Annotated in this window: 15 protein-coding genes; 8 read left to right on the top strand and 7 right to left on the bottom strand. The window is 34.2% G+C overall.

The window, feature by feature from the left end:
- Positions 1-279 precede the first annotated feature (279 nt).
- From bglX to ACQKCJ_RS07085, 3 genes are all read right to left on the bottom strand, one after another.
- The gene (bglX, locus tag ACQKCJ_RS07095) at positions 280-2,577 is read right to left on the bottom strand and encodes a beta-glucosidase BglX (RefSeq protein ID WP_427401685.1); all 2,298 of its coding nucleotides are present in this window, start codon (positions 2,575-2,577) and stop codon (positions 280-282) included.
- Positions 2,578-3,183: 606 nt separating this feature from the next.
- Positions 3,184-4,563, bottom strand: coding sequence for a sialate O-acetylesterase (locus ACQKCJ_RS07090; protein WP_271334386.1), 1,380 nt, complete (start codon positions 4,561-4,563; stop codon positions 3,184-3,186).
- Complete coding sequence (locus ACQKCJ_RS07085) at positions 4,553-5,647, bottom strand: SGNH/GDSL hydrolase family protein (RefSeq protein ID WP_271334387.1); 1,095 nt, start codon at positions 5,645-5,647, stop codon at positions 4,553-4,555. The genes ACQKCJ_RS07090 and ACQKCJ_RS07085 overlap by 11 nt, the downstream gene beginning before the upstream one ends.
- Positions 5,648-5,866: 219 nt before the next feature.
- Between ACQKCJ_RS07085 and ACQKCJ_RS07080 the strand changes: the two genes are divergently transcribed.
- Positions 5,867-6,376, top strand: a complete 510-nt coding sequence (locus ACQKCJ_RS07080) for a C40 family peptidase (protein ID WP_271334388.1) — start codon at positions 5,867-5,869, stop codon at positions 6,374-6,376.
- A gap of 295 nt (positions 6,377-6,671) precedes the next feature.
- Here ACQKCJ_RS07080 and ACQKCJ_RS07075 read toward each other — a convergent pair whose 3' ends face one another.
- Both ACQKCJ_RS07075 and ACQKCJ_RS07070 read right to left on the bottom strand, forming a co-directional pair.
- Complete coding sequence (locus ACQKCJ_RS07075; protein WP_427401684.1) at positions 6,672-8,252, bottom strand: L,D-transpeptidase family protein; 1,581 nt, start codon at positions 8,250-8,252, stop codon at positions 6,672-6,674.
- Positions 8,253-8,441: 189 nt separating this feature from the next.
- Positions 8,442-8,858 (bottom strand): DUF1573 domain-containing protein, encoded by a 417-nt coding sequence (locus ACQKCJ_RS07070; RefSeq protein WP_271334390.1) that lies wholly within the window; start codon positions 8,856-8,858, stop codon positions 8,442-8,444.
- A gap of 162 nt (positions 8,859-9,020) precedes the next feature.
- Here ACQKCJ_RS07070 and ACQKCJ_RS07065 point away from each other — a divergent pair, with 162 nt between their 5' ends.
- From ACQKCJ_RS07065 to ACQKCJ_RS07055, 3 genes are all read left to right on the top strand, one after another.
- Positions 9,021-10,283, top strand: coding sequence for a sensor histidine kinase (locus tag ACQKCJ_RS07065; protein WP_427401683.1), 1,263 nt, complete (start codon positions 9,021-9,023; stop codon positions 10,281-10,283).
- Complete coding sequence (locus ACQKCJ_RS07060; RefSeq protein ID WP_271334392.1) at positions 10,280-10,963, top strand: response regulator transcription factor; 684 nt, start codon at positions 10,280-10,282, stop codon at positions 10,961-10,963. The genes ACQKCJ_RS07065 and ACQKCJ_RS07060 overlap by 4 nt, the downstream gene beginning before the upstream one ends.
- Positions 10,964-11,314: 351 nt before the next feature.
- On the top strand, positions 11,315-12,079 hold the full coding sequence (locus ACQKCJ_RS07055; RefSeq protein ID WP_271334393.1) for an MBL fold metallo-hydrolase: 765 nt from the start codon (positions 11,315-11,317) through the stop codon (positions 12,077-12,079).
- On the opposite strand, the gene ACQKCJ_RS07050 is transcribed toward ACQKCJ_RS07055, so the two are convergent.
- Positions 12,080-14,314, bottom strand: a complete 2,235-nt coding sequence (locus tag ACQKCJ_RS07050; protein ID WP_271334394.1) for a B12-binding domain-containing radical SAM protein — start codon at positions 14,312-14,314, stop codon at positions 12,080-12,082.
- A gap of 194 nt (positions 14,315-14,508) precedes the next feature.
- Between ACQKCJ_RS07050 and ACQKCJ_RS07045 the strand changes: the two genes are divergently transcribed.
- On the top strand, positions 14,509-17,031 hold the full coding sequence (locus tag ACQKCJ_RS07045; RefSeq protein ID WP_427401682.1) for a T9SS type B sorting domain-containing protein: 2,523 nt from the start codon (positions 14,509-14,511) through the stop codon (positions 17,029-17,031).
- Between the two features lie 100 nt (positions 17,032-17,131).
- On the opposite strand, the gene ACQKCJ_RS07040 is transcribed toward ACQKCJ_RS07045, so the two are convergent.
- Entirely contained in the window at positions 17,132-18,409 is a 1,278-nt protein-coding gene (locus ACQKCJ_RS07040) for an MFS transporter (protein WP_271334396.1), read from the bottom strand.
- 268 nt (positions 18,410-18,677) lie between these two features.
- Here ACQKCJ_RS07040 and bshC point away from each other — a divergent pair, with 268 nt between their 5' ends.
- The 3 genes from bshC (at position 18,678) to ACQKCJ_RS07025 (ending at position 22,383) form a co-directional block, all read left to right on the top strand.
- Positions 18,678-20,267 carry a bacillithiol biosynthesis cysteine-adding enzyme BshC gene (gene bshC / locus ACQKCJ_RS07035; RefSeq protein ID WP_427401681.1) on the top strand — a complete coding sequence of 530 codons (1,590 nt, stop codon included), beginning with the start codon at positions 18,678-18,680 and terminating at the stop codon, positions 20,265-20,267.
- Between the two features lie 204 nt (positions 20,268-20,471).
- A complete protein-coding gene (locus tag ACQKCJ_RS07030) occupies positions 20,472-21,743 on the top strand; it encodes an acyltransferase family protein (protein WP_427401680.1) in 1,272 nt (423 codons plus the stop codon).
- Positions 21,744-21,963: 220 nt separating this feature from the next.
- Positions 21,964-22,383, top strand: a complete 420-nt coding sequence (locus ACQKCJ_RS07025; protein WP_055095565.1) for a nucleoside-diphosphate kinase — start codon at positions 21,964-21,966, stop codon at positions 22,381-22,383.
- The last annotated feature ends 9 nt before the right edge of the window (positions 22,384-22,392 follow it).

Raw genomic sequence — 22,392 nt, 5'->3', positions numbered from 1 at the left:
TTCAGAAAACTTGTAATGAGTTCTATTCAAACGAAGTTATCTCAAAGATAACGATTAAAAATAATATTCATAATCATTAACTTACAAAAAAAACTTTTCCTTCTAATTTTTCTATTATTACAATTAAAAAGAGAAATTATTCCTGCCGCTATGTCATTGGTAGTCTAACATAACAAAACAATCTCGCAGATCTAGCATATTTAGGTAGATAAAATAATCTGCCGAATCTGCTAAATCTGCGAGAAAAATATTTTAATCAAATTTTGCCTGATTAAACTTTTACTCTTTTATCTCGAAACCACTTTCCAGTCCTTTATTAGAACTTCCGCCAACCATAATTTTAAAAGTTCCCGGTTCCACTAAATAATTTCCTTCATTATCATAAAACCCAAGTTCGTTATTAGTCAAGGTAAAACTTATCGTCTTAGTTTCCCCTTTTTTAAGGTCTACCAATTCAAAGCCTTTCAGTTCTTTAACCGGTCGAATAATGCTGGCATATTCATCATGAAGATACAATTGTACCACTTCTTTCCCGTCATAATTTCCTGAATTGGTAACCTCAACGCTCACTTGTACATCTTCGCCTTTTGCAAAAGCAGATTTGTTTACCTTCAGATTCTTATAATCAAATTCTGTATAGCTCAAACCAAACCCAAACGGAAACTGAGGCGTTTTCTCTACATCTATATAGTGCGACCAGAAAACATTTTTATCACTGTCTATTGGCCTTCCTGTGCTGTATTTATTATAATAAACAGGAACCTGACCCACATTTCTCGGGAAAGACATTGGCAATTTTCCACTTGGGTTGTAATCGCCATACAAAACCTGAGCAACTGCATTTCCGGATTGAGTACCTAAATGCCAGGCTTCTACAATCGCAGGTACGTGTTCTGCGGCCCAAGGGATACTTAACGGACGGCCATTATTTAAAACCAAAACAATATTTGGATTCACTTTATAAATTTCTTCTAACAATTCCTGTTGCAAACCAGGCAAATTAAGATCTGTTCTACTGCGTCCCTCCCCACTCTGAAAACCATGTTCACCTAAAACCATCACTACAACATCTGCATCTTCAGCAGCTGTTTTGGCCGCTTCAAATCCGCTTTTATCTGTGGTATTAAAAACAACCTCATCTAAAAATGATATTTTTCCCACCGTGAGATCAGCACCTTTTTCAAATGTCAGCTTATTATCTTTGTACTGCTGCATACCTTCTAAAACCGAAACCGCAGTATTATTATCAGATGCTATTCTCCAACTTCCCAAAGGACTATTTTTATCATTTGCCAAAGCCCCGATCAAAGCAATTTTCTGTCCGGATTTTTTTAGCGGAAGCAAATTTCTATCGTTCTTCAGCAATACAATAGATTTTTTCGCCATATCGAGAACACCTTCATTATTGGCTTTACTTCCAACAACCGCTTTCTCACGTTTCTCATCACAATATTTGTAGGGATCATCAAACAATCCCAATTCAAACTTGACACGAAGGATTCTACGAACCGCATCATCAACCAGAGCTTCTTTTACCTTTCCGTCTTTTACTAAACCAACCAATTTTGCCACATACAAATACGATTCCATATCCATATCAGAACCTGCAATTACAGCCTTTGCAGTAGCATCGGCTTCGTCTTTTGCATAACCGTGCGCAATCATTTCGCGAATCGAAGCATAATCTGAAATTACAAAACCATCAAACTTCCATTTTCCTTTCAGGATATCTCTTTGCAGGAAAATATTTCCAGTCGCAGGAACACCGTTTAATGTATTAAACGAATTCATAAACGTACGAACTCCGGCGGCAACAGTCGCTTTAAAAGGCGGCAAAACCAAGTTGTACAATTTAGAATTACTCATATCTACAATATTATATTCCAATCCTGCCTCTACATAACCATAAGCCGCAAAGTGTTTTGCACAAGCTGCAATTGTATTCACTTTCGTCAAATCGGCAATAGTTTCACCCTGAAAACCATGCACTCTGGCAATTGCAATTTTGCTTCCCAGATAAGGATCTTCGCCTGCACCTTCCATCACACGTCCCCAACGCGCATCGTTTGCAACATCTACATTTGGACCAAAAGTCCAGTTAATTCCGGATGCCGAAGCTTCATTAGCTGCAATAGCCGCTGATTTCTTAATCGCTTCTAAATCCCAACTTGCGGCTTCTGCCAGCGGAATAGGGCTCAAAGTTTTATAACCATGAATGACATCAAAACCAATAATCAACGGAATCCCCAAACGCGTTTCTTCCACCGCAATTTTCTGTACCGCACGAACTTCCTTTACACCACGAACCGTCAGCATAGATCCCACCCAGCCTTTTCGCAAATGTTCGTATTTTAGCTCCGCAGATCCACCTTTTGGCGCTGGTCCCGTAACATCCCAAAATCCGTTGTATTGGTTCATTTGCCCCACTTTTTCCTCCAAAGTCATCAAGGGCAAAAGCAAGTCGATACGTTGCTCAATTGTTTTATTTTTATCCAGATACGGCTTTTTCTGTGCATTCATATTTCCAACAGTAAACAGGGCAAAAACCCCAATAGTTATTATTTTTTTATTTTTCATAATGGTATAATGGTCAGATATTTCTATAATTTGGGCGTGTCGCTTGGCCGAAAAAAGGCAAACGTCAGGCTTTCGGCTTTATCTTTTATTCCGTTTCACTTCACAAAAGGATACCGCCTCTATCCCTCACGCAAATAGGTCAACGAAAACTTTTCGATTTCTTAGATTTTCTCGCAATCTTGTTGTTTCACAATCTTGTCATTTCGAGACAGGAGAAATCACACAAGAAACTCCGCAAAGAAGATTGCCAATCTGTATCGATTTACGAATGTGATTTCTCCTTCGTCGAAATGACAAAGAAACTCCCCACAAGAAATTTTAAATCTTTGTCAATCAACTAATGTGATTTCTCCTGCGTCGAAATGACAAAGAAACCACCCAAAGAAGATTGCCAATCTGTATCGAGTTACGAGTGTGATTTCTCCTTCGTCGAAAAGACAAAGAAACCGCGCAAAGAAGATTGCCAATCTGTATCGAGTTACTTGCGGGGGTTCGACTCCGCTCAGCTGACAAAACAATAAAAAACCAGCACCAATCCGTTTAAACCCGCACAATCCGTGGGCAAAAATTCTAAAATCTATCTCGCAACTTCGAGGCTAAAATCCTTTACTCCGTTATAAAACAAGAAGCAGGTAAATTCGCTTTATTAAACAAATCTGACTGTATGGTATTTCCCCAGGCAAATCTCACTTTTGCAGGAGCAGCTACTTTTTTACTCACCAAAACCACCTGATTATTTTTTATAGAAGCTTCTGCGGGATAAAAAACACCATCGGCTCCAGCTAATTCAAACTGATTTGATATTTTGTTTTTAAAATGTAATCCTTCAGCATAATCAAACGAAACAATCGCTTTATTTTTATCGATCTTTAAATCTCTAAATAACGGACTATTCACTAAACCAGATTTGACTTTGTATATATCAGCCAAAGCCAGATTTGCCAAACGAATTCCCACCGATTTTTTATTCTTTGGATGAATATCAATCGTATCGGAAATATCACTGATTATCACCATTCCGGTCTTTGCAACTTCATTCAAAATTTTGCGTTGAGAGTTTCTTACCGTTACATTTGAGAAGTTATTACTTCCTGTTTTATAAGGTGCAATCTGAACGAAGTAAAACGGAAATTCTTCTTGCCAGACTTTCCTCCACGAGGTAATCAGGGCAGATAACGTTTGATCATAAACCAACGAACCAACATTCGATTCGCCCTGATACCACAGCGTTCCGGCAATTTTAAACCCTGAAAAAGGATAAATCATTGCGTTGTACGCACGTCCGGGTTGACGCGGTCCGTATTCTTGTTCATTAAGTTTTTTTGCATTTTCTAGTAAAACAGGATCGTTCTCAACTACTTCTTCCGGCATCCAGATTTCAGCAGGAGTTCCGCCCCAGTTCGAAGAAATCAATCCGATTGGGACATTTTTTAAATCTTCTTGCAGGCGTTTGGCAAAAAAGTAACCAATCGCACTGAAGTTTTTCATGGTTTCCGGAGTCGATTCAACCCAGTTTCCAAGTAAATTATTTTGTGGTGTTGTTGCAGTTAGTTTCGGAACGGTAAAAAATCGAATATTAGGATTCGCAGCTTTTTTCATTTCTTCCTCGCCATTGTCAATCCCCCAACTTACCGACATTTCCATGTTCGATTGTCCGGCACAAACCCAAACTTCTCCAATTAGAATATTTTTAAGAATGACTTCGTTATATCCTTTTATAGAAATAATATAAGGTCCTCCGGCTTGAGGCGTTTTGATATGAAGTTCCCATTGCGCCTGATTATTTGCCACAACTTTATATTCCTGATTGTTCCAGCCCGAAACCAATCTGATTTCTTCTTTTGGATTCGCCCAACCCCAAATTTTCACTTCAGAGTTGCGTTGTAAAACCATATTATCACCAAAAATATTCGGAAGTGTAACGTTTGCCATCATAGTACTGGAAATCAACAGAAAGAAAGCAAACTTAAATATATTATTTTTCATTTAGCAGCTTTTTTAAAAAAGGAGCATATTCATTGGCCAATACTTTATGATCTGCAACATCAGGATGTCCTGAACAACCTTTTGGTGTCATAGGTTTAAATTTGAAAATCGCAATGGGTTTATGGGTTTTATCAGATGCAAAAGCCTCTTTGACTTTGTTCAGACAATCTTTAAAAACAACTGCCTTTTGTCCGTTAACCATCGGACTATTAGTAATCACGATTTGTGCTTTTGGATTGTGTTGGTACAACATTTTAATAAAGTTGATATAATTCGAAACATACTTTTCCGCATTAAAAGGTAAACGCTCTTTTTTACCATCTCCACCAGAAAAATCATTAGTTCCTAATGCAATACTGATAATATCCGGTTGAAAAGCAAAATCATATTTAGGTTTTGAAGCCTCTTTTGTTAAATACAGATTCTGATACACATCCGGCATAATCGCTTCATCTTTGTTCTCATCATTCCAATTGCGGTACATCCCAATTCCCGAAACAGAACTCATTAGATAATCGACACCAATTGCTCTTGAAAGAACTGGCCCATAAGCGTAATATCCGTTATGATGATCAAAATATTCACCTTTATCACAAGGAACGTCAGACGGATCGCTCGCTGCGCCACAAGTTATAGAATCTCCTATAAATTCAATTTTCCTTTTCTTTTTGGCAGTAATCGAAGTCAGTTTTGCAGTTGTTCCGGCAAATAGAATTCCGCCACTATGTGCTTCTGTAGTTTTATAAATTTCTAAAGTGTGTTCTTTTCTATTTGAAGTAACTTTTATCGGGAAAGATTGCGCTGTACCTTTTTCGATCCTCAATTTTCCTATATATTTCCCATCCAAAACCAATGAAACATAATTATGATGTTCCCAGGAATCAACACTTTGCAACGAAATCGAGCATTCATTTCCTGTAAAATTTAAAGTCACAGAAGAAGCCGTTCCTATTAACATAACTTTATTATCCGAAAGTTTTTCAACCCGACCCTGATAAAGAAAAGTTTTTGTTTTGTTTTGTGAAGTCGAAACAAACGAAATCAGCAAAAACGAAATTAAAAATGATATTTTTTTGAGAAACATAATTTATTTGTTAAAATATAAATACGATTCACAAATATATCTGAAATTCAACAGACAAAAAGATACTAAAACATCAAAAAGTAATAAAAAAACACCAAAATAAAAAGACGTATCTTCGGTTATTATTACCCATCCATAGCTGTCTTTGCAAAATATCGCTTTGATATTCAAAAACAACATCCTATTTTTATCAATTAAATCTTATATTTTTTTCTAAAGATGAAATTAACTCTCTATATAGCATTTGCAAGCATTATTTTATGCTCTTCTTTTACTTTAAAAAAAGAAAAAAAAACTGTTAGTACTCCAATCGAAAAAATACAAATAACTATAGATCGTGATTCTCTTATTTCCTATTCTAAACAATATCTGGGAACACCTTACTTATACGCAGGAAATAACCCAAAAAGAGGATTTGATTGTTCAGGGTTTGTCAATTACGTTTTCCAGCATTTTGAAGTTACCGTACCAAGAAGTTCAAGCGGTTACAAAAATCTGGGAACCGCAAAAAAATCCGAAGATTTTAAAGTTGGAGATGTTTTAGTTTTTTACGGTTACAGGAACAAAACTATCGTAGGACATGTCGGGATCATTTGTGAGGCCAATGGTATGCATTCAAAATTCATTCACGCTTCTTCCGGAAAAGCCGGCAGCGTAACCATTAGCGATTTAGATTCTGATCATTACAGTAAACGTTTTTATAAGTGTGTCGATGTATTGCCTAAATAGATTTTTGCCAATAATTTCATCGATTTATTTCACGCAGATTTAAAAAGATTTTAGCAAATAAGCGCAGATTTTTTTTTTGATAACTTAAAAAAAAACCAATTAAATCTCCTTTAATCTGCCAAATCTGCGTACAAACAACTGTAGTTATCGACAAACTGTTGTCCCTTTTATAAATGTCTTGATGTGATTTCCAAATAGGTTTTTAGACCCTAATTACACGAATTTCCGCAAATTATCTTTCAATTTGTAGATAAAAATTAGTGCAAATTCGTGTAATTAGTGGCAAACTTTTTTTTTATTCTTCCGTAAGAAGTTTTATCAAACTGTCATCTCTTTTGTAAACGTCTTTATAAAAATTCAAATTTCCATTTCTGTCTACCCAAGCTGTGAAATAACCAATATAAACAGGAATTTTCTTTTTTAGCGTGTACCAGCTTTCTTTTCCGGCATGCATCGCTCTATCAATTTTCTCCGGAGTCATGCTTGGATCTTGCTTTAAAAGTTCAATGGCTAATTCTCTTGGTTTCCCCACACGAACGCAACCATGACTAAAAGCTCTGTTTTCTCTTTCGAACAAACTTTTTGCCGGCGTATCGTGTAAATAAATATTATTTGAATTTGGGAATAAAAACTTCACCAAACCAAGCGAATTATTTTTTCCAGGCAACTGACGAACAGCACCATTATTCCATTCCAGATTTTTTTGTGCCAAATAATTTTTATTTTTCGCCATTCCGGGTTTAATCTCGCTTTTTATGATACTTGGAGGGATATTCCAATATGGGCTAAAAACAATATTATTCATCATTCCGCTAAAAACCACGGTTTTAGTCATTGCTTTACCTACAACAACCGGAGATACAAAAACAATTTCGTGATTACGAATCAAATACAATTTGAATTCAGGAATATTAACCTCTATAAATTCTTTGCCTTTTTCGAGTTCAGGATCAATCCATCTGCAGCGTTCCATATTGACAATGATAGTTTTAATTCTGTCTGAAACCGGAATGTTCAATTCAGCAATGTGTTCAGGTAAGATTATATTTTTTGGAGTTAATCCGTGGTGAGATTCGAAATTTTTAATCCCGGAAATTAATGTAGAATCACATACATTACTTTTACTGTTTTCCTTAAGATCTCCTGTTAGAAACAATCTTTCTCTTATTTGTCCAATTGCAGCAACAGAATCTCCTTTTTTTAAACTTTTAAAACCTTCGCCAACTTCAATTGTTTTCCATCCGCCTTTTTTCTCTATCTCTCGATATTGCTGTAATGCATCGCGAAGTTTGTAATATTGACTGAACATCTTACTTTTTTTATCATCACTAATGGTAGATTTTTTAAAAATAGAATCTGAAAACACCTGATAATTTACTTTCTTACGAGGTAAAAGCCATTCTAGTGATTTGGTCGTTTTTTCATCTACTCCGGACACTTTCTGAACATAATAAAAATAGAGATTTGTAATCATCAAATCTGTGTCAGCTTTTGCTAATTTATTTTCAGGAATATGTTCAAAAATAGAACTGATATTTTCGTTATAAGGGAAATTTGCTTTTAAACCTTCCTGCTCGAGTCCTTTATATTTATTAAACAGCGTATTTGCAAATTCGACTACACCTTTATTATCCAGCCACAATTGAGTTGAATTGTTTTTCTTGTACAAAGCCAAAACCTGATCCTGAAATTTAACCACTTTGGGATATCTCTTGTAAAAAGCAGTAATACCGACGCTATCAATTGAAATTTTGAGTTCAGGTACCACTTTTTCAGAAGTCTCTTTCAGTTCTTCGCCTTTCTTTTCTGCTTTCTTATTGCAAGAAATCATTGAAAAAAGAAGGATAGCAGCAATCAGCGGATACAAAATTTTCATAATATTATTTTTAATAAAAATAGAAAAGTTTTGGTGAAAACAAAGTATTTATACAAAAATTAATATTTGCCTTACAAACCTGCAAAAGCGATCAAAGAAAAATACTGATTTCCTAAAATACAAAGTATAAAAAAACTCCAGCTAACATGACTTAACTGGAGTTTTTCGCTTTATAACTAACCTTTATTTTTAGATTACTGTACCTTTTAGAGTAAGTACTTTTGGAGTACTTTCTGCACTTGTCGTAACAGTAACTGTTTTTGTAAAACCACCTTTATTGGCAGCGTTGTACGTTGCCGTTACTTTCGCTGATTTACCAGGTAAAATTGGTTCTTTTGTATAATCTGTCGCAGTACAACCGCAAGATCCCTGAACATTTGTAATCACTACTGCTGTCTTTCCTGTATTTTTAAATTCGTAAACAATCGCTTTTGGTGTTCCCTGAGGAATCTGACCTACATCGATAGTTTCTGCTTTCCATACAATTGTCGAAGCAGCAGCTTCAACCAATTTTTCTTCAGAAGTCATAGATTGTATTGGTGCAATTGCTGAAAAAGACATTAAGCTTAAAGCTAAGGCTAACATCGAAATTTTGATCATTTTCATAATTATATATTTTAATGGTTTATAGTTCTAATTTTGTTTTACAAAGGTAATTCAGACAAATCCTAATCGCTGTTAACCACTTTCAAATCTTTGTTAATGACTTGTTAATCGCCGTTTTTAAGTCTAAATTTGATTAATATTACAGTCTAAAAACCGCATTTTTTGAAAATAAATAAACTCAATAGCATTATCCTTCTGGGACTTGTAGCCATTATTAGTATATTGGTGGCACAATTGCTTTGGACTAAAGAAGCTTTTACCCTGGAACAAAAAAAACTAAGCCAGAAAGCAAACATCGCTTTGCTTGAAGTTGCCAGAAAATTATACGAAGGAAAAGATCATGAAGCATCTTGTCAGAACCCAGTTCAAAAAATTTCGAACGATTATTATATTGTAAATATTCAGAACGATTTTGAACCAGATATTTTAGAATTCTATTTGAGATCAGAGTTTAAAAAAATGAATATTACAACTGATTTTGAATACGCAGTCTACAATTGCCAAAGTGATGAAATGGTTTACGGAAAGTATATTTCGTTTTCTGAAAAAGAAAAAACAAAAAGAACGGTTTCTTTTCCAAAGCACAAAAATTTAGTATATTACTTTGCCATTCGTTTTCCCAACGAAACGACATATTTGTTCAGTTCTATGCGCTTTTGGTTTATACTTTCGATCGCTCTAATTCTGATTTTATTGATTTACGTATATTCGATTTTTACGCTTTTACAGCAAAAAAAATACTCAGAATTGCAACGGGATTTCATCAATAATATGACGCACGAATTCAAAACACCTTTATCTTCTATTTTAATAGCTTCAAAATACCTAAGTGAACAAAACCCAATTAAAGACGATAAAAAATTGCATACGTACACGAATATTATTATCAACCAAAGTCACAAACTGAACAATCATATTGAGAAAATTTTAAATATTGCCAAATCAGATTATGCTCCTTTAGAATTAAAAAAAGAAATGGTTTTAATTGTTCCTATTATCGAAGAAACTATCGAAAATATTCAATTGAAATATCCTGAAGCTTCTATTAAAATCCAAACGCCGTCGAATGAATATCAGATAGAAACCGATGTTTTTCATTTCTCCAATCTGGTTTATAATTTATTGGACAATGCTATAAAATACTGCAACGAAAAACCGGAAATCACAATTGGAATTTCAACGGAAAATTCAATTATAAAGATGACTTTTAGTGATAACGGAATCGGAATTTCTCCCAAAAACATGTCTTTTGTATTTGATAAATTTTACCGTGCTCAAAACGAAAAAAGCAATGAGGTAAACGGTTTTGGACTTGGTTTGTATTATGTAAAAGAAATTTGCAACTTGCATAACTGGAAAATAAAAGTACAAAATAACCCCACAAACGGCATTACTATAACTTTGTCAATTCCTTATAAAAAATGAAACAATTCAAAATACTTTATACCGAAGACGATGAAACATTAGCTTTTTTGACCAAAGACAATTTGGAACAAAACAACTATGAAGTGGTGCATTGCTGCGACGGAAAACTGGGTTTGGAGACCTTTAAAAAAGAAAATTTTGACATTTGTATTTTTGATATCATGATGCCCAAAATGGATGGTTTTGAATTGGCTACTGAAATTAGGAAATTGAATACTGATATTCCGATTATTTTCCTTTCGGCTAAGACTTTAAAAGAAGACCGTATTAAAGGATTGCGATTGGGTGCCGATGATTATTTGGTAAAGCCTTTTAGTATCGAAGAATTGCTTTTGAAAATTGAAATTTTTCTAAAGCGTTCTCAGAAAAATATTCCCGTAGAAAAAAACTTTTATCAGATTGGAAAGTATCAATTTGATATTAACAATTTTATTCTTTTTAATGAAAGTGAAAAAATTAGTCTTACACAACGTGAAGCTGATTTACTAAAATTATTTCTTGATAATAAAAATTTGGTTTTAAAAAGAGAGCAGATTTTAACTTCGCTCTGGGGAACTGACGATTATTTTATGGGACGAAGCCTGGACGTTTTTATTTCGCGTTTGCGTAAAATTTTGATTAATGAAACAGGGATTTCTATAGAAAACCTTCATGGAATTGGGTTTCGGTTTACGATGTAGTTTTATTTTTTTTAGCGCATCATAAAGTAATCACAAAGATTGTCCTTCAGATTTCTATGATAAAAACTAATTTTTATTTCAACGGATTAAAATCCGTTGCTACAATATAAATCATTCCTCTGGAATTTTTTTTAAAGTTCCGATAGGAACAAAATATATTGTAGGGATGGATTTTAATCCATCATTCGCAATCAGAACCTAATCTTGTCCTTCTTAGTAACGAGGAATCTCTGCACTATTCAGTAAAACAATATCTGAAATTAAAAAATAACAATTCTGCTAAAATTAGGGAAAAATCTGTAAAACAAGTTTTAAAAACTTTCGTAATTTTAAGATATAAATTTCCTGGATATGAAATTACATCACTTACGCAATGCTACTTTAGTTATCGAAACTGAAACCGATGTTATATTGGTTGATCCCATGTTAGGAAAAAGAAAAACAATTCCACCTTTTACCCTCTTTCGTTATAAACCCAAAAGAAACCCGCTTGTCGCTTTGCCTAAAAACAGCAGGGATATTTTGAGCAGAGTCACTATTTGTCTCATTACCCATTTGCATGCTGACCATATTGATAAAGCTGGCGAAATTTTTCTAAGACGAAAAAGTATTCCTGTCGTTTGCAGCATAAAAGATGAAAATGCTTTGACAAAAAGAGGGCTAAACATCATTCAAAGCTTGAGTTATTGGGAACCACAAGATTTTTTAGGTGGTAAGATTACTGGAATTCCTGCCATTCACGGTTACGGATTTATTGCAAAACTGATGGGAAATGTGATGGGTTTTCATATTGAATTACCAAACCAAAAATCGATTTATATCAGTTCTGATACGATTTTTACAGAACATGTTCAAAAAGTTTTAATTGAATTTAAACCAGATATTGCAACAGTTGCCTGCGGAACGGCACGTTTAGATATCGGTCAGCCGTTATTGATGCGAATGAACGATATTTTGAAGTTTGCTGCATTGGCTCCTGGAAAAGTTTTCGCCAATCATTTAGAAGCCTTAAACCATTGCCCAACTACCAGAATTGAGTTAAGCGTAGCACTTTCTGTACATGATCTTCTGGATAAAGTTGACATTCCTGACGATGGAACTTGTGTGGAATATTGATTATAAAACCAATAATCCAAATTCACGTAATGTATTAATTGGTTTGGAATACCAAAACAATTCAAAGTCATCTAAACTCGTTTCAAAATCTGATTTTACTTCCTGAAAAGTATAATTCTTAGCATTCGAAATCGTGATTTTAGTTAAAATTTCAACCAGCCATTCGCCTTCTTCTTTATTGGTCTGAATATTGAAACTCTCTTTTTTATCATGAAAAGTAAAAGTCATCATTTCCCATGAATTTCCTTTTTTCGATTTTGTAAAATGTTCAGCAAAAGGTTTTCCTCCCAGCCAAACTACTTTTGCATTTGGTTTTGTATTAAAATCATTTCCTTCTTCAAGTGCATTAAAAATAAAGTCGGGATCAATTTTTGTTTTCGGTATTTTAAAATCGAACCAATCCTGTAGTTCGTAATCAAAGCAAATTCCGTGCATGAAATTAAAGAGCGATTTCTTTAATCCAAAACTAAATTTATCATGATTGATTCCTGTAGAATCTGTATAGTCGATATCATTATTGGCAAAAGTACCAATGACTTCAGTCTTTTTTGTAACGCCAAATTTCTCCGGATACAATCCAACGGGACTATGAGCTGTCATCGCAAACTGATGCCAAAATCCGGATTGTAAAATTCCTGCTTCAAACAATTGGCGTACCATTTCCAGACTGTCAACGGTTTCCTGAATCGTTTGTGTTGGATATCCATACATCAAATAGGCGTGAACCATAATACCGGCTTCCGTGAAATTTCGGGTCACTTTTGCGACTTGTTCTACCGTTACACCTTTGTCTATTAATTTTAATAAACGATCAGAAGCTACTTCCAGACCGCCTGAAACGGCAATACATCCGGAAGCTTTTAACAACAAACAAAGATCTTTAGAAAAACTTTTCTCAAATCGAATGTTTGTCCACCAGGTTACGGCTAGTTTTCGGCGTAGAATTTCTAAAGCCAAAGCGCGCATCAAAGCCGGAGGAGCTGCTTCATCTACAAAATGAAAACCATTCTGACCCGTTTGCAGCATCATATCTTCCATACGATCACACAACAAATTGGCAGCAACAGGCTCATATACTTTGATATAATCTAATGAAATATCACAAAAGGTACATTTACCCCAGTAACAGCCGTGTGCCATGGTGAGTTTATTCCAACGTCCATCGCTCCACATTCTGTGCATCGGATTCACGATTTCGATTACCGAAATGTATTTATCCAAAGACAAATCTGAATAATCAGGCGTTCCTACGTAAGCTTGTTTGTAATCATGTTTTAAGGAATTGTTTTTATACACCACTTTTCCGTCTTCCAGAAGAAAGGTTCTTTTGTATTGCTTCTCTTCTTTCGACTCCGCTCGGGAAGACAAATTTTGAACAAGTTCTTCTATTGGAACTTCACCATCGTCTAAAGTTATAAAATCGAAGAACTCAAAAACACGTGCATCCGAAAGGGAACGCAATTCGGTATTTGGGAAACCTCCGCCCATCGAAATCTTAATTTCGGGATGATGTTGTTTAATCCATTGAGCACAACGAAAAGCGCTATATAAATTCCCGGGAAAGGGAACAGAAATCAGAAAAAATGTAGGTTGAATCGTTTCAATCTTCGCTTTTAAAATCGAAATTAGAATTGCATCGATATAAGTTGGTTCTTGTTGTAAAGCTTGGTACAATTCATCAAAAGAATTAGCACTTCGGCCCAAACGTTCAGCATATCGGCTAAAACCAAAATTTTCGTCGACACATTCAACAATATAATCGGAGATATCTTCAAGGTACAAAGTCGCCAAATGTTTTGCTTTATCCTGAGTTCCCATAGTTCCAAAAGCCCAATCGAGTTCTTCTAATTGTGCAAAACGAGAAGCTTCCGGCAGAAAATCTTCCTGACAAATTTGCAAAGCCAATGTTGGATTTTTCCCCTGCAAAAACTGAATTACAGCATCAATCGTTTTGACATATTCATCTTGTAAAGCAAAAATACGTTTGGAGTTATCTGAAACTTCATCCCTCGACTCCGCGCGGGAGGACACGTTTTCAAAAAGGCCCTGAGAATAAAGAAACAAATCTATCAATCCTTTTTTCGAAAACAACTCCAAAATCACATCAATACCCAAATCAGCCTGAACCGCTTCGATATTTTTGGTATTCAGAAATCCTTTTATATACGCTGTCGCCGGATACGGAGTATTCAGTTGGGTAAAAGGCGGCGTAACAACAAAAAGTTTGGTTTTCAAAAGGAATTATTTTTTTTGCAAAAATACGGCATATTTAGTGAATTTTCAGGAAAAGATTCAAGTTCTAGTTTTAGTTTTATTTTGTAGATATTTAATTACATTTGCGAGAATCCAAATTTTAGTCATATATATTACGATAACTATCAATGAATAGAATTACAATTACCTTATTTACTTTTTTTCTATTTTTTAATTTGAATCTATATTCACAAACTACACTAACTCATAATATTGGAAATGCTGTGATCCAGAATTCTATGTATTCTTGTAGTTGGGGAGGTATTTGCTGGGCGAGAAAATTTGTACTTTCAGATTTTGGAATCAAGTCTAATCAAAACTTCATAATTAATACTGGCGAAGTTGGTCTGTTTTATTCCGTTAATTGGGATACCAATCTACAATTCAATATTTATGCTATTGATTCAAACTTTCCGAGCTCTTTTTCTGAGTCAAATTTAATAGGAAGTAGTCAAATTGTTAAACTTCCAATGAGTAGTAATAACACCCAAATCATTACTGTAAATTTTGAAAATCCAATAATCGTACCCGCTGGTACTCAAGAAATATTAGTTGAAGTTTTTCAATTACACAGCACAAATAGTGAAGCACATGCATTTGTAGCCGGTACAGCTGAAGATAATGATTTTTCATGGTTTAGGTCTAAAAAGGGCGGATGTCCTCCGTATAATGAATATAAAACAACATTATCTTTAAATCGTCCAGATGCAAAATTTTACATTACTGTCAATGGAGAAGCAATAGATGATACTCCTTTTACCATAACTGTCAATAAAGATTGTAATGGACTTCAAAAACAATTCTCGTTAGTAAATAGCCTTGACATAAAAAGCGTTGTCTGGAATTTTGGAGATATAAATTCTAATACTGAAAATACAAGTACTTTAATTAATCCAACCCATACATTTTCTTCAGCCGACCAATACGAAGTTACCGCAACATTTACCGACATGCTGGGACAAATATATAATAGAACAAAGATAATTAACGTTAAATCATCGCCCATTGCCAATAAAGTTACAACTCTTTCCGCTTGTGAAAATACCTACCCAAGTGGCACTGCATCGTTTAATACATCTGATATTCAATCTGAACTCCTTGGGAATCAAACCGGAATGACAGTATCTTATTTTGATGCGAATGGTAATCCTTTCCAAAGTCCATTACCAAATCCTCTTCAAAGTAAAACTGCAATAATTAATGCAAGAGTGGCTCAAGCAGACAACCTAAATTGTTATAGTGAAACTACATTTAATTTAATAGTTAATCCTCTTAAAATACCAATTACCTCTTCGCTACAATCATTTTGCAATCCCATTAATGTAGATTTAGATGATATTTCTATAACAGGCCAGAATATAAAATGGTATAATAGTGCAACTTCCGGAATACTCTTACCAAATACAACTGCACTACAAAATGATGTAACGTATTACGCATCACAGACTATTAAAGGCTGCGAAAGCGAAAGAGTACCTGTGACAACAAAAATTCACAATACTTTACCACCAACAGCAGATACTAATCAACCTTTTTGTTCAGCCCAAAATGCAACTGTTGCCAACATTCAAGTTACAGGGAATTCTACAAAATGGTATGATGCATTAACGAACGGTTTATTATTACAAGAAACAACTAATCTTGAAGATGGAAAAACGTACTATGCTTCCCAAACTATAAATAATTGCGAAAGCCCTAGATTAGGAGTTACAGTTTCAATTGTAAACACACCATCTCCCCCAACTGGAAATGCAAATCAGCAATTTTGTAAAAGTGAGAATGCAACATTAAACGACATTCAAATAATTGGGCAAAACACAAAATGGTACGATACTGATTTCTCTGCGGCCAGTTTACCAAATACAACCTTACTAGAAGACAATAGAACATATTATGCTTCGCAAACAATTGGTTGCGAAGGTGACAGAACTCCTTTTTTAATCCGAGTTTATGATACTCCAATGCCAGGCGGAAGCGCTAATAAACAATTTTGTATAGACGAAATTGCAACTTTGGAAAATATAAATTTAACCGGAACAGCAATTAAATGGTACGATTCTCCGACAAATGGTAATATTTTATCCGAAACCACTTTATTACAAAATGGTATTTATTACGGTACACAAACATTAAACAATTGCGAAAGTAAAAGATTGGCTGTTACAGTAAAAATTCAGGATACTCAAAATCCAATTGCTGATTCACCTCAAACATTCTGTATTCAAAAAAATGCTTCAATAAAAAGCATCAACATTACAGGACAAAATATAAAATGGTATCAAAGCACATCTTCAAATATCACATTATCTGAAGCAGTAACTCTCGAAAACGGGATTACTTATTATGCTTTACAAACCATAAATAATTGCGAAAGCAACAGAATACCTGTTACTATTACTATTCTTGAAGCAACACAAGGAGATTGTATTAATTTTGTTGACGAACTTCCTTTTCCCAAATTTTTCACTCCAAACAACGATGGTTATAATGATACCTGGACAATAGATTTTGCGTATTTGAAACCTAATACAGGAATCAAAATATTTAATCGTTATGGAAAATTCATCAAAGAATTAAGTACTAATACTTCATGGGATGGAAATTATCTGGGCAGTCAGGAACCTGCATCAGATTATTGGTTTACTGCAACAAGATTAAACGGAAAAGAATATAGAGGGCATTTTAGTCTGAAGAGATAGATTTAAATTACAAAGTCCACAATCATGATACTTATTATCATGATTGTGGACTTTGTGTAAATCTTTTGTTTCCGATAAATATCGGATTACGATTAAACTTTTAAAACTTATGTTCTTCTTTGCTAATCACCAAAAATGAAAACAAAGAGATACAGGCTGCAATTGTTAAATATATCCCTACATAACTTACACTATAAGTAGAGGCTAACCAAATAGCAATCATTGGCGCAAAAGCAGCACCAAGAATTCCAGCCATATTAAAAGTCAAGGACGCACCGGAATAACGAACATTTGTTGGAAACAGCTCTGATAAAAAAGTTCCTAAAGGTCCATATGTGAATCCCATTAAAGCCATTCCGATACAGGCAAAAATGGTCACCAGAACAATGTTACCGGAACTTAAAAAGTATGAAAAGAAAAATCCAAAAATCCCGATTGCTACAGTTGCTATAATTAGCATTTTACGTCGGCCAATTTTATCTGCAACTACTGCCGAAACCGGAATAAAGATGGCAAAAAACAATACTGAAAATAATTGTATTAACAATCCGTCTCTTTTAACAATTCCTAAATCTGAAGTCGCCCAACTCAACGTAAAAACAGTCATTAAGTAAAAAACCAAAAAAGTTGTAATCGCGGCAAATGTTCCAAAAATCAATTGATTTTTATATGATTTGACAAGTACTAAAAAAGGAATTTTAACTTCTTCCTGTTCTTTTTTAGAATTTTCGAAAGAGGGAGTTTCAGTAATTTTTGTTCGAATATAAAACCCTATTACTACCAAAAGCGAACTGGCAATAAAGGGAATTCTCCATCCGTAATCCATAAAATCTTCATTACTCATTGAATCAGTCAAGAATAAAAAAGTTCCTCCTGAAAGTAATAATCCTATTGGAGCTCCCAATTGCGGAAACATTCCGTACCAGGCACGTTTGTTTGGCGGTGCATTTTCGATAGCCAATAAAACAGCTCCTCCCCACTCGCCTCCCAACCCTACACCTTGCCCAAATCGACACAGCATCAATAATAATGGAGCTGCAACACCAATACTGGCATAACTTGGCAAAAATCCAATGGCAACAGTCGAAATCCCCATCGTTAACAAAGCGGCAACGAGAGTGAACTTACGTCCTATTTTATCACCATAATGTCCAAAAAAGGCTGAACCTAAAGGACGCGATAAAAAAGCTATTGAAAAAGTAGCCAAAGATTCCAGAGTCGCCATAGTCGCATTAGAACCAGGAAAAAATAATTGCGGAAAAACCAATACTGCAGCATTGGCATAAATATAAAAATCAAAAAATTCAATTGTAGTTCCAATTAAGGAACCAAAAAGAACATGTTTTAATGAGTTCTTCTTTTTCGGGTTAGTTTCCATGTAAAATAGATATATCTTTTTTTATTGCAAAAATATAATTTCGTTATTAATAATTCACCATTATCATAAATAGTTTCAAAATAACAATCTTTTTTAACAACTATCATAAAAACTACACTTTTTAAACTGCATCCTATTTCAATTTTAAACAGCTGATTACAGGAACTTTAAAATAAAAGTAAAAAATCAAATCATAAGCAATAGTTAAAACTGAATTTAACTGCATATTTTCATTAAATTTACAGCTGTCAAAAATAAATTTAAAATTATGCCAACAGACTGTATCAGCTACCAAACTTCAGGATATTTCTCTAAATTGATGCAAGATTATTTAGATCAAAAACCAGAATTAAAGCCGCTGTACAATCATTTTCCAACATCGAAAAACTTTGAAAAACAAATCATTGAGAAACAAGCAAACTTCGATAATCAAAATCGAATGCCCTTGGTTGAAACTCTAAAAAAACAATACCAGCATATTGAAGTCTCTGATGCAACGAAACAAAACATAGAGCTTCTAGCGCTTCCAAATACGTTTACCATAACGACTGGGCACCAATTAAATTTATTTAGCGGTCCGTTGTATTTCTTATATAAAATTATTTCGACGATTAATCTGACGAAGGAATTAAAATTAAAATATCCGGCGAATAATTTTGTTCCGGTATATTGGATGGCGACAGAAGATCATGATTTTGAAGAAATCAATTACTTTAATTTTAAAGGAAAGAAATTTCGTTGGAATAAAGAAAGCACAGGTCCTGTTGGCAGACTTTCTACTGAAGGTTTAGCTGATTTTCTGGAAATTTATGCTGCGGAACTGGGATCAAGCACTAATGCTAATGTTATTAAAAAATTATTTGAAGAAGCTTATTTAAAACATGAAAACTTAGCAGATGCAACGCGCTTTTTAGCCAATAGTTTATTTGCTAACTATGGTTTAGTGATTTTAGATGCTGATGATGCAAATTTAAAACGTGCATTTATTCCTTATATCAAAGAAGAATTAGAACAACAAACTTCTTTCAAGGCGGTTCAGAAAACGATAGAACAACTTGCTGCTTATACCGTTCAGGTAAATCCGCGTGAAATTAATTTATTTTATATCGAAGATGACTTACGTGAACGCATTATTTTTGAGAATAACAAATACTTCGTTAACAATACCAAAATCTCATTTTCGAAAGACGAAATTCTAAAATTGCTAGAAAACAATCCTGAGAAATTCAGTCCAAACGTGATTATGCGTCCGTTGTACCAGGAGATTATTTTACCCAATTTATGCTATATTGGCGGAGGTGGAGAAATTGCCTATTGGCTAGAATTAAAATCTTTCTTCGAAGCCGTAAACATTACTTTCCCGATGCTTCTTGTTCGTAACTCAGTACTTTTAGCTACTGAAAAACAAGTTAAAAAAGCCGATAACCTAGGTTTAAGCTGGGCAGATCTTTTTACAAAACCAGCGAATTTAATCAATGCAATCACGCACAAATTATCTGCTTTCCCAATTGATTTAACACCTCAAAAAGAAGCATTAGAAAAACAATTTGAATATCTTTACGTATTGGCACAACAAACGGAAAAGTCATTTACCGGAGCAGTCAAAGCGCAGGAAGTCAAACAAAAGAAAGGTTTAGACAATCTTGAGAAAAGATTATTGAAAGCTCAAAAACGAAAATTAGAAAACGAATTACAACGCGTAACAGATTTGCAATTCGAGTTATTCCCGAATCAAAGTTTACAGGAACGCCAAACTAATTTTTCTGAATTTTATTTAGAAAAAGGCGAACAATTGATTCCGCTTTTAATTCAAAAGTTAAAACCATTAGAAGCGAATTTTAATATAATTACAATATAAATATCGAAAAAAAACCGCGATTAATTACACGAATATTAATTCTCATGAATAAAAATTAGTGGAATTCGTGACAAAAAAACAATCCGTTTAACGGTAAAATAAAGTAATAATCCTCAGAAACAAATAACCACCTCTTCTGAAATTATTGCCTCTCTAAACCAAATAGTAACATTTAAAACAAAAATTAACCTATTTACCAAAATTATGACCAGAGAGCGCTTGATATCTTTAGATGTCTTTAGAGGATTAACCATTTTACTAATGACAATTGTAAATAATCCCGGAGACTGGGGACATGTTTACGGACCTTTATTACATTCAGAATGGCATGGCTGCACGCCAACCGATTTAGTTTTTCCGTTTTTTATCTTTATTATGGGAGTGGCAGTACCACTGGCAATGCCTGATAAATTTTATGACGGAAGCACTTTCAACAAAATTTTAGTTCGCTCTCTGCGAATGCTTTGTTTGGGGATTTTCTTTAACTTTTTTGGAAAAATACAGCTATTCGGTCTTGAAGGAATTCCACTTTTAATTGGCCGATTAATTATTACCATTGCTGTTGGTTACGCTTTAATGGGAAGTTTTAGTTCAAAAGTCAAAAACATACTGGCATTTTCAATTCTCGCTATTTATCTTTTTTTGGCATATAGCGGTATCGAAGCCTATCACGATGTGCGTTTACCGGGAGTTTTACAACGAATTGCAATTGTTTATTTTGTTGTTTCGCTTTTGTATCTTAAAACATCTCAAAAAACTCAAATTATAACCGGAATTATTTTATTACTGGGATATTGGGCAATAATGACATTAATTCCTGTTCCCGGAATTGGAGCCGCAAATCTTGACAAAGGAACTAATTTAGCTTCCTGGCTTGATAGCGTTTTACTAAAAGGACATATGTATCGCGGCACTATCACCTGGGATCCTGAAGGTATTTTAAGCACATTTCCGTCGATCGTAAACGGAATAATTGGTTTATTGATTGGACAACTTTTACAAACTGATGCAATCAAAATCCAAAAAGCTCAAAAAATGGGTATTATCGGTACGATACTTATCTTTTTTGGTTTAATCTGGGATCTCGTATTCCCAATAAACAAATCACTTTGGACAAGCAGCTATGTTCTATACACTACAGGATTAGCAACCGTATTTCTAACTATACTATATTACATCATTGATATTACTAACTACAAAAAAGGTTTCAAACCATTCCTGATCTGGGGAGTAAATCCTATGATTGTTTTCTTTACCTCACAGATTATTCCGCAGGCATTAGTGATGATTGAATTTCAAAACCCACATAATCCTTTAGAAAAAATCAATCTTTTAAATTATTTATATACTTTCGGAATCGCCCCATTTTTCAGTAATCCAATGGCAGCCTCTTTAGCCGGAGCTTTAATTTATGTGGGGATCTGGACTTTTATCTTGTGGATATTCTACAAAAACAAATTAATTTTCAAAGTCTAAATGTTTCATCACATAAGCAATATAAGTTCATTTTAGAAAACAGCTAAAGTTCGGTACTGTTTTTCTACACAAAGCTATTTAAATGAACTTATATTACTTTTATGGTTCAAAAAACATCTTTCATTGGTCAAAACATTATTCTACCGTGTTTTAATTACGAATTAATTAAAATCAATTCATAAAAAAAGTATACTTTTGCACAAAATTTAATAAATATACAATGGCAACAAATAGAACGTTTACAATGATTAAGCCAGATGCAGTTCAAAACGGACACATCGGAAATATCTTAGCAATGATTACTAATGGAGGATTTAAAATCGTTTCATTAAAATTAACTCAATTAACTGTAGCTGATGCTAAAGCATTTTACGCAGTTCACGCAGAAAGACCTTTCTACGGAGAATTAGTTGAATTCATGTCTCGTGGACCAATTGTTGCTGCTATTTTAGAAAAAGACAACGCTGTAGAAGATTTCAGAACTTTAATTGGAGCTACAAATCCAGCTGAAGCTGCTGAAGGAACTATTCGTAAAGCATACGCAACTTCTATTGGAGAAAATGCAGTACACGGTTCTGATAGCGATGAAAATGCTGCTATCGAAGGTGCATTCCATTTTGCTGGAAGAGAGCAATTCTAAATTTCAGAT

Origin of the sequence: Flavobacterium sp. NPDC079362, assembly GCF_050267765.1 — a bacterium.
GTDB lineage: Bacteria > Bacteroidota > Bacteroidia > Flavobacteriales > Flavobacteriaceae > Flavobacterium > Flavobacterium azizsancarii.
The sequence above is the reverse complement of the archived record's forward strand: the minus strand, read 5'-3'. Positions and strand labels throughout refer to the sequence as shown.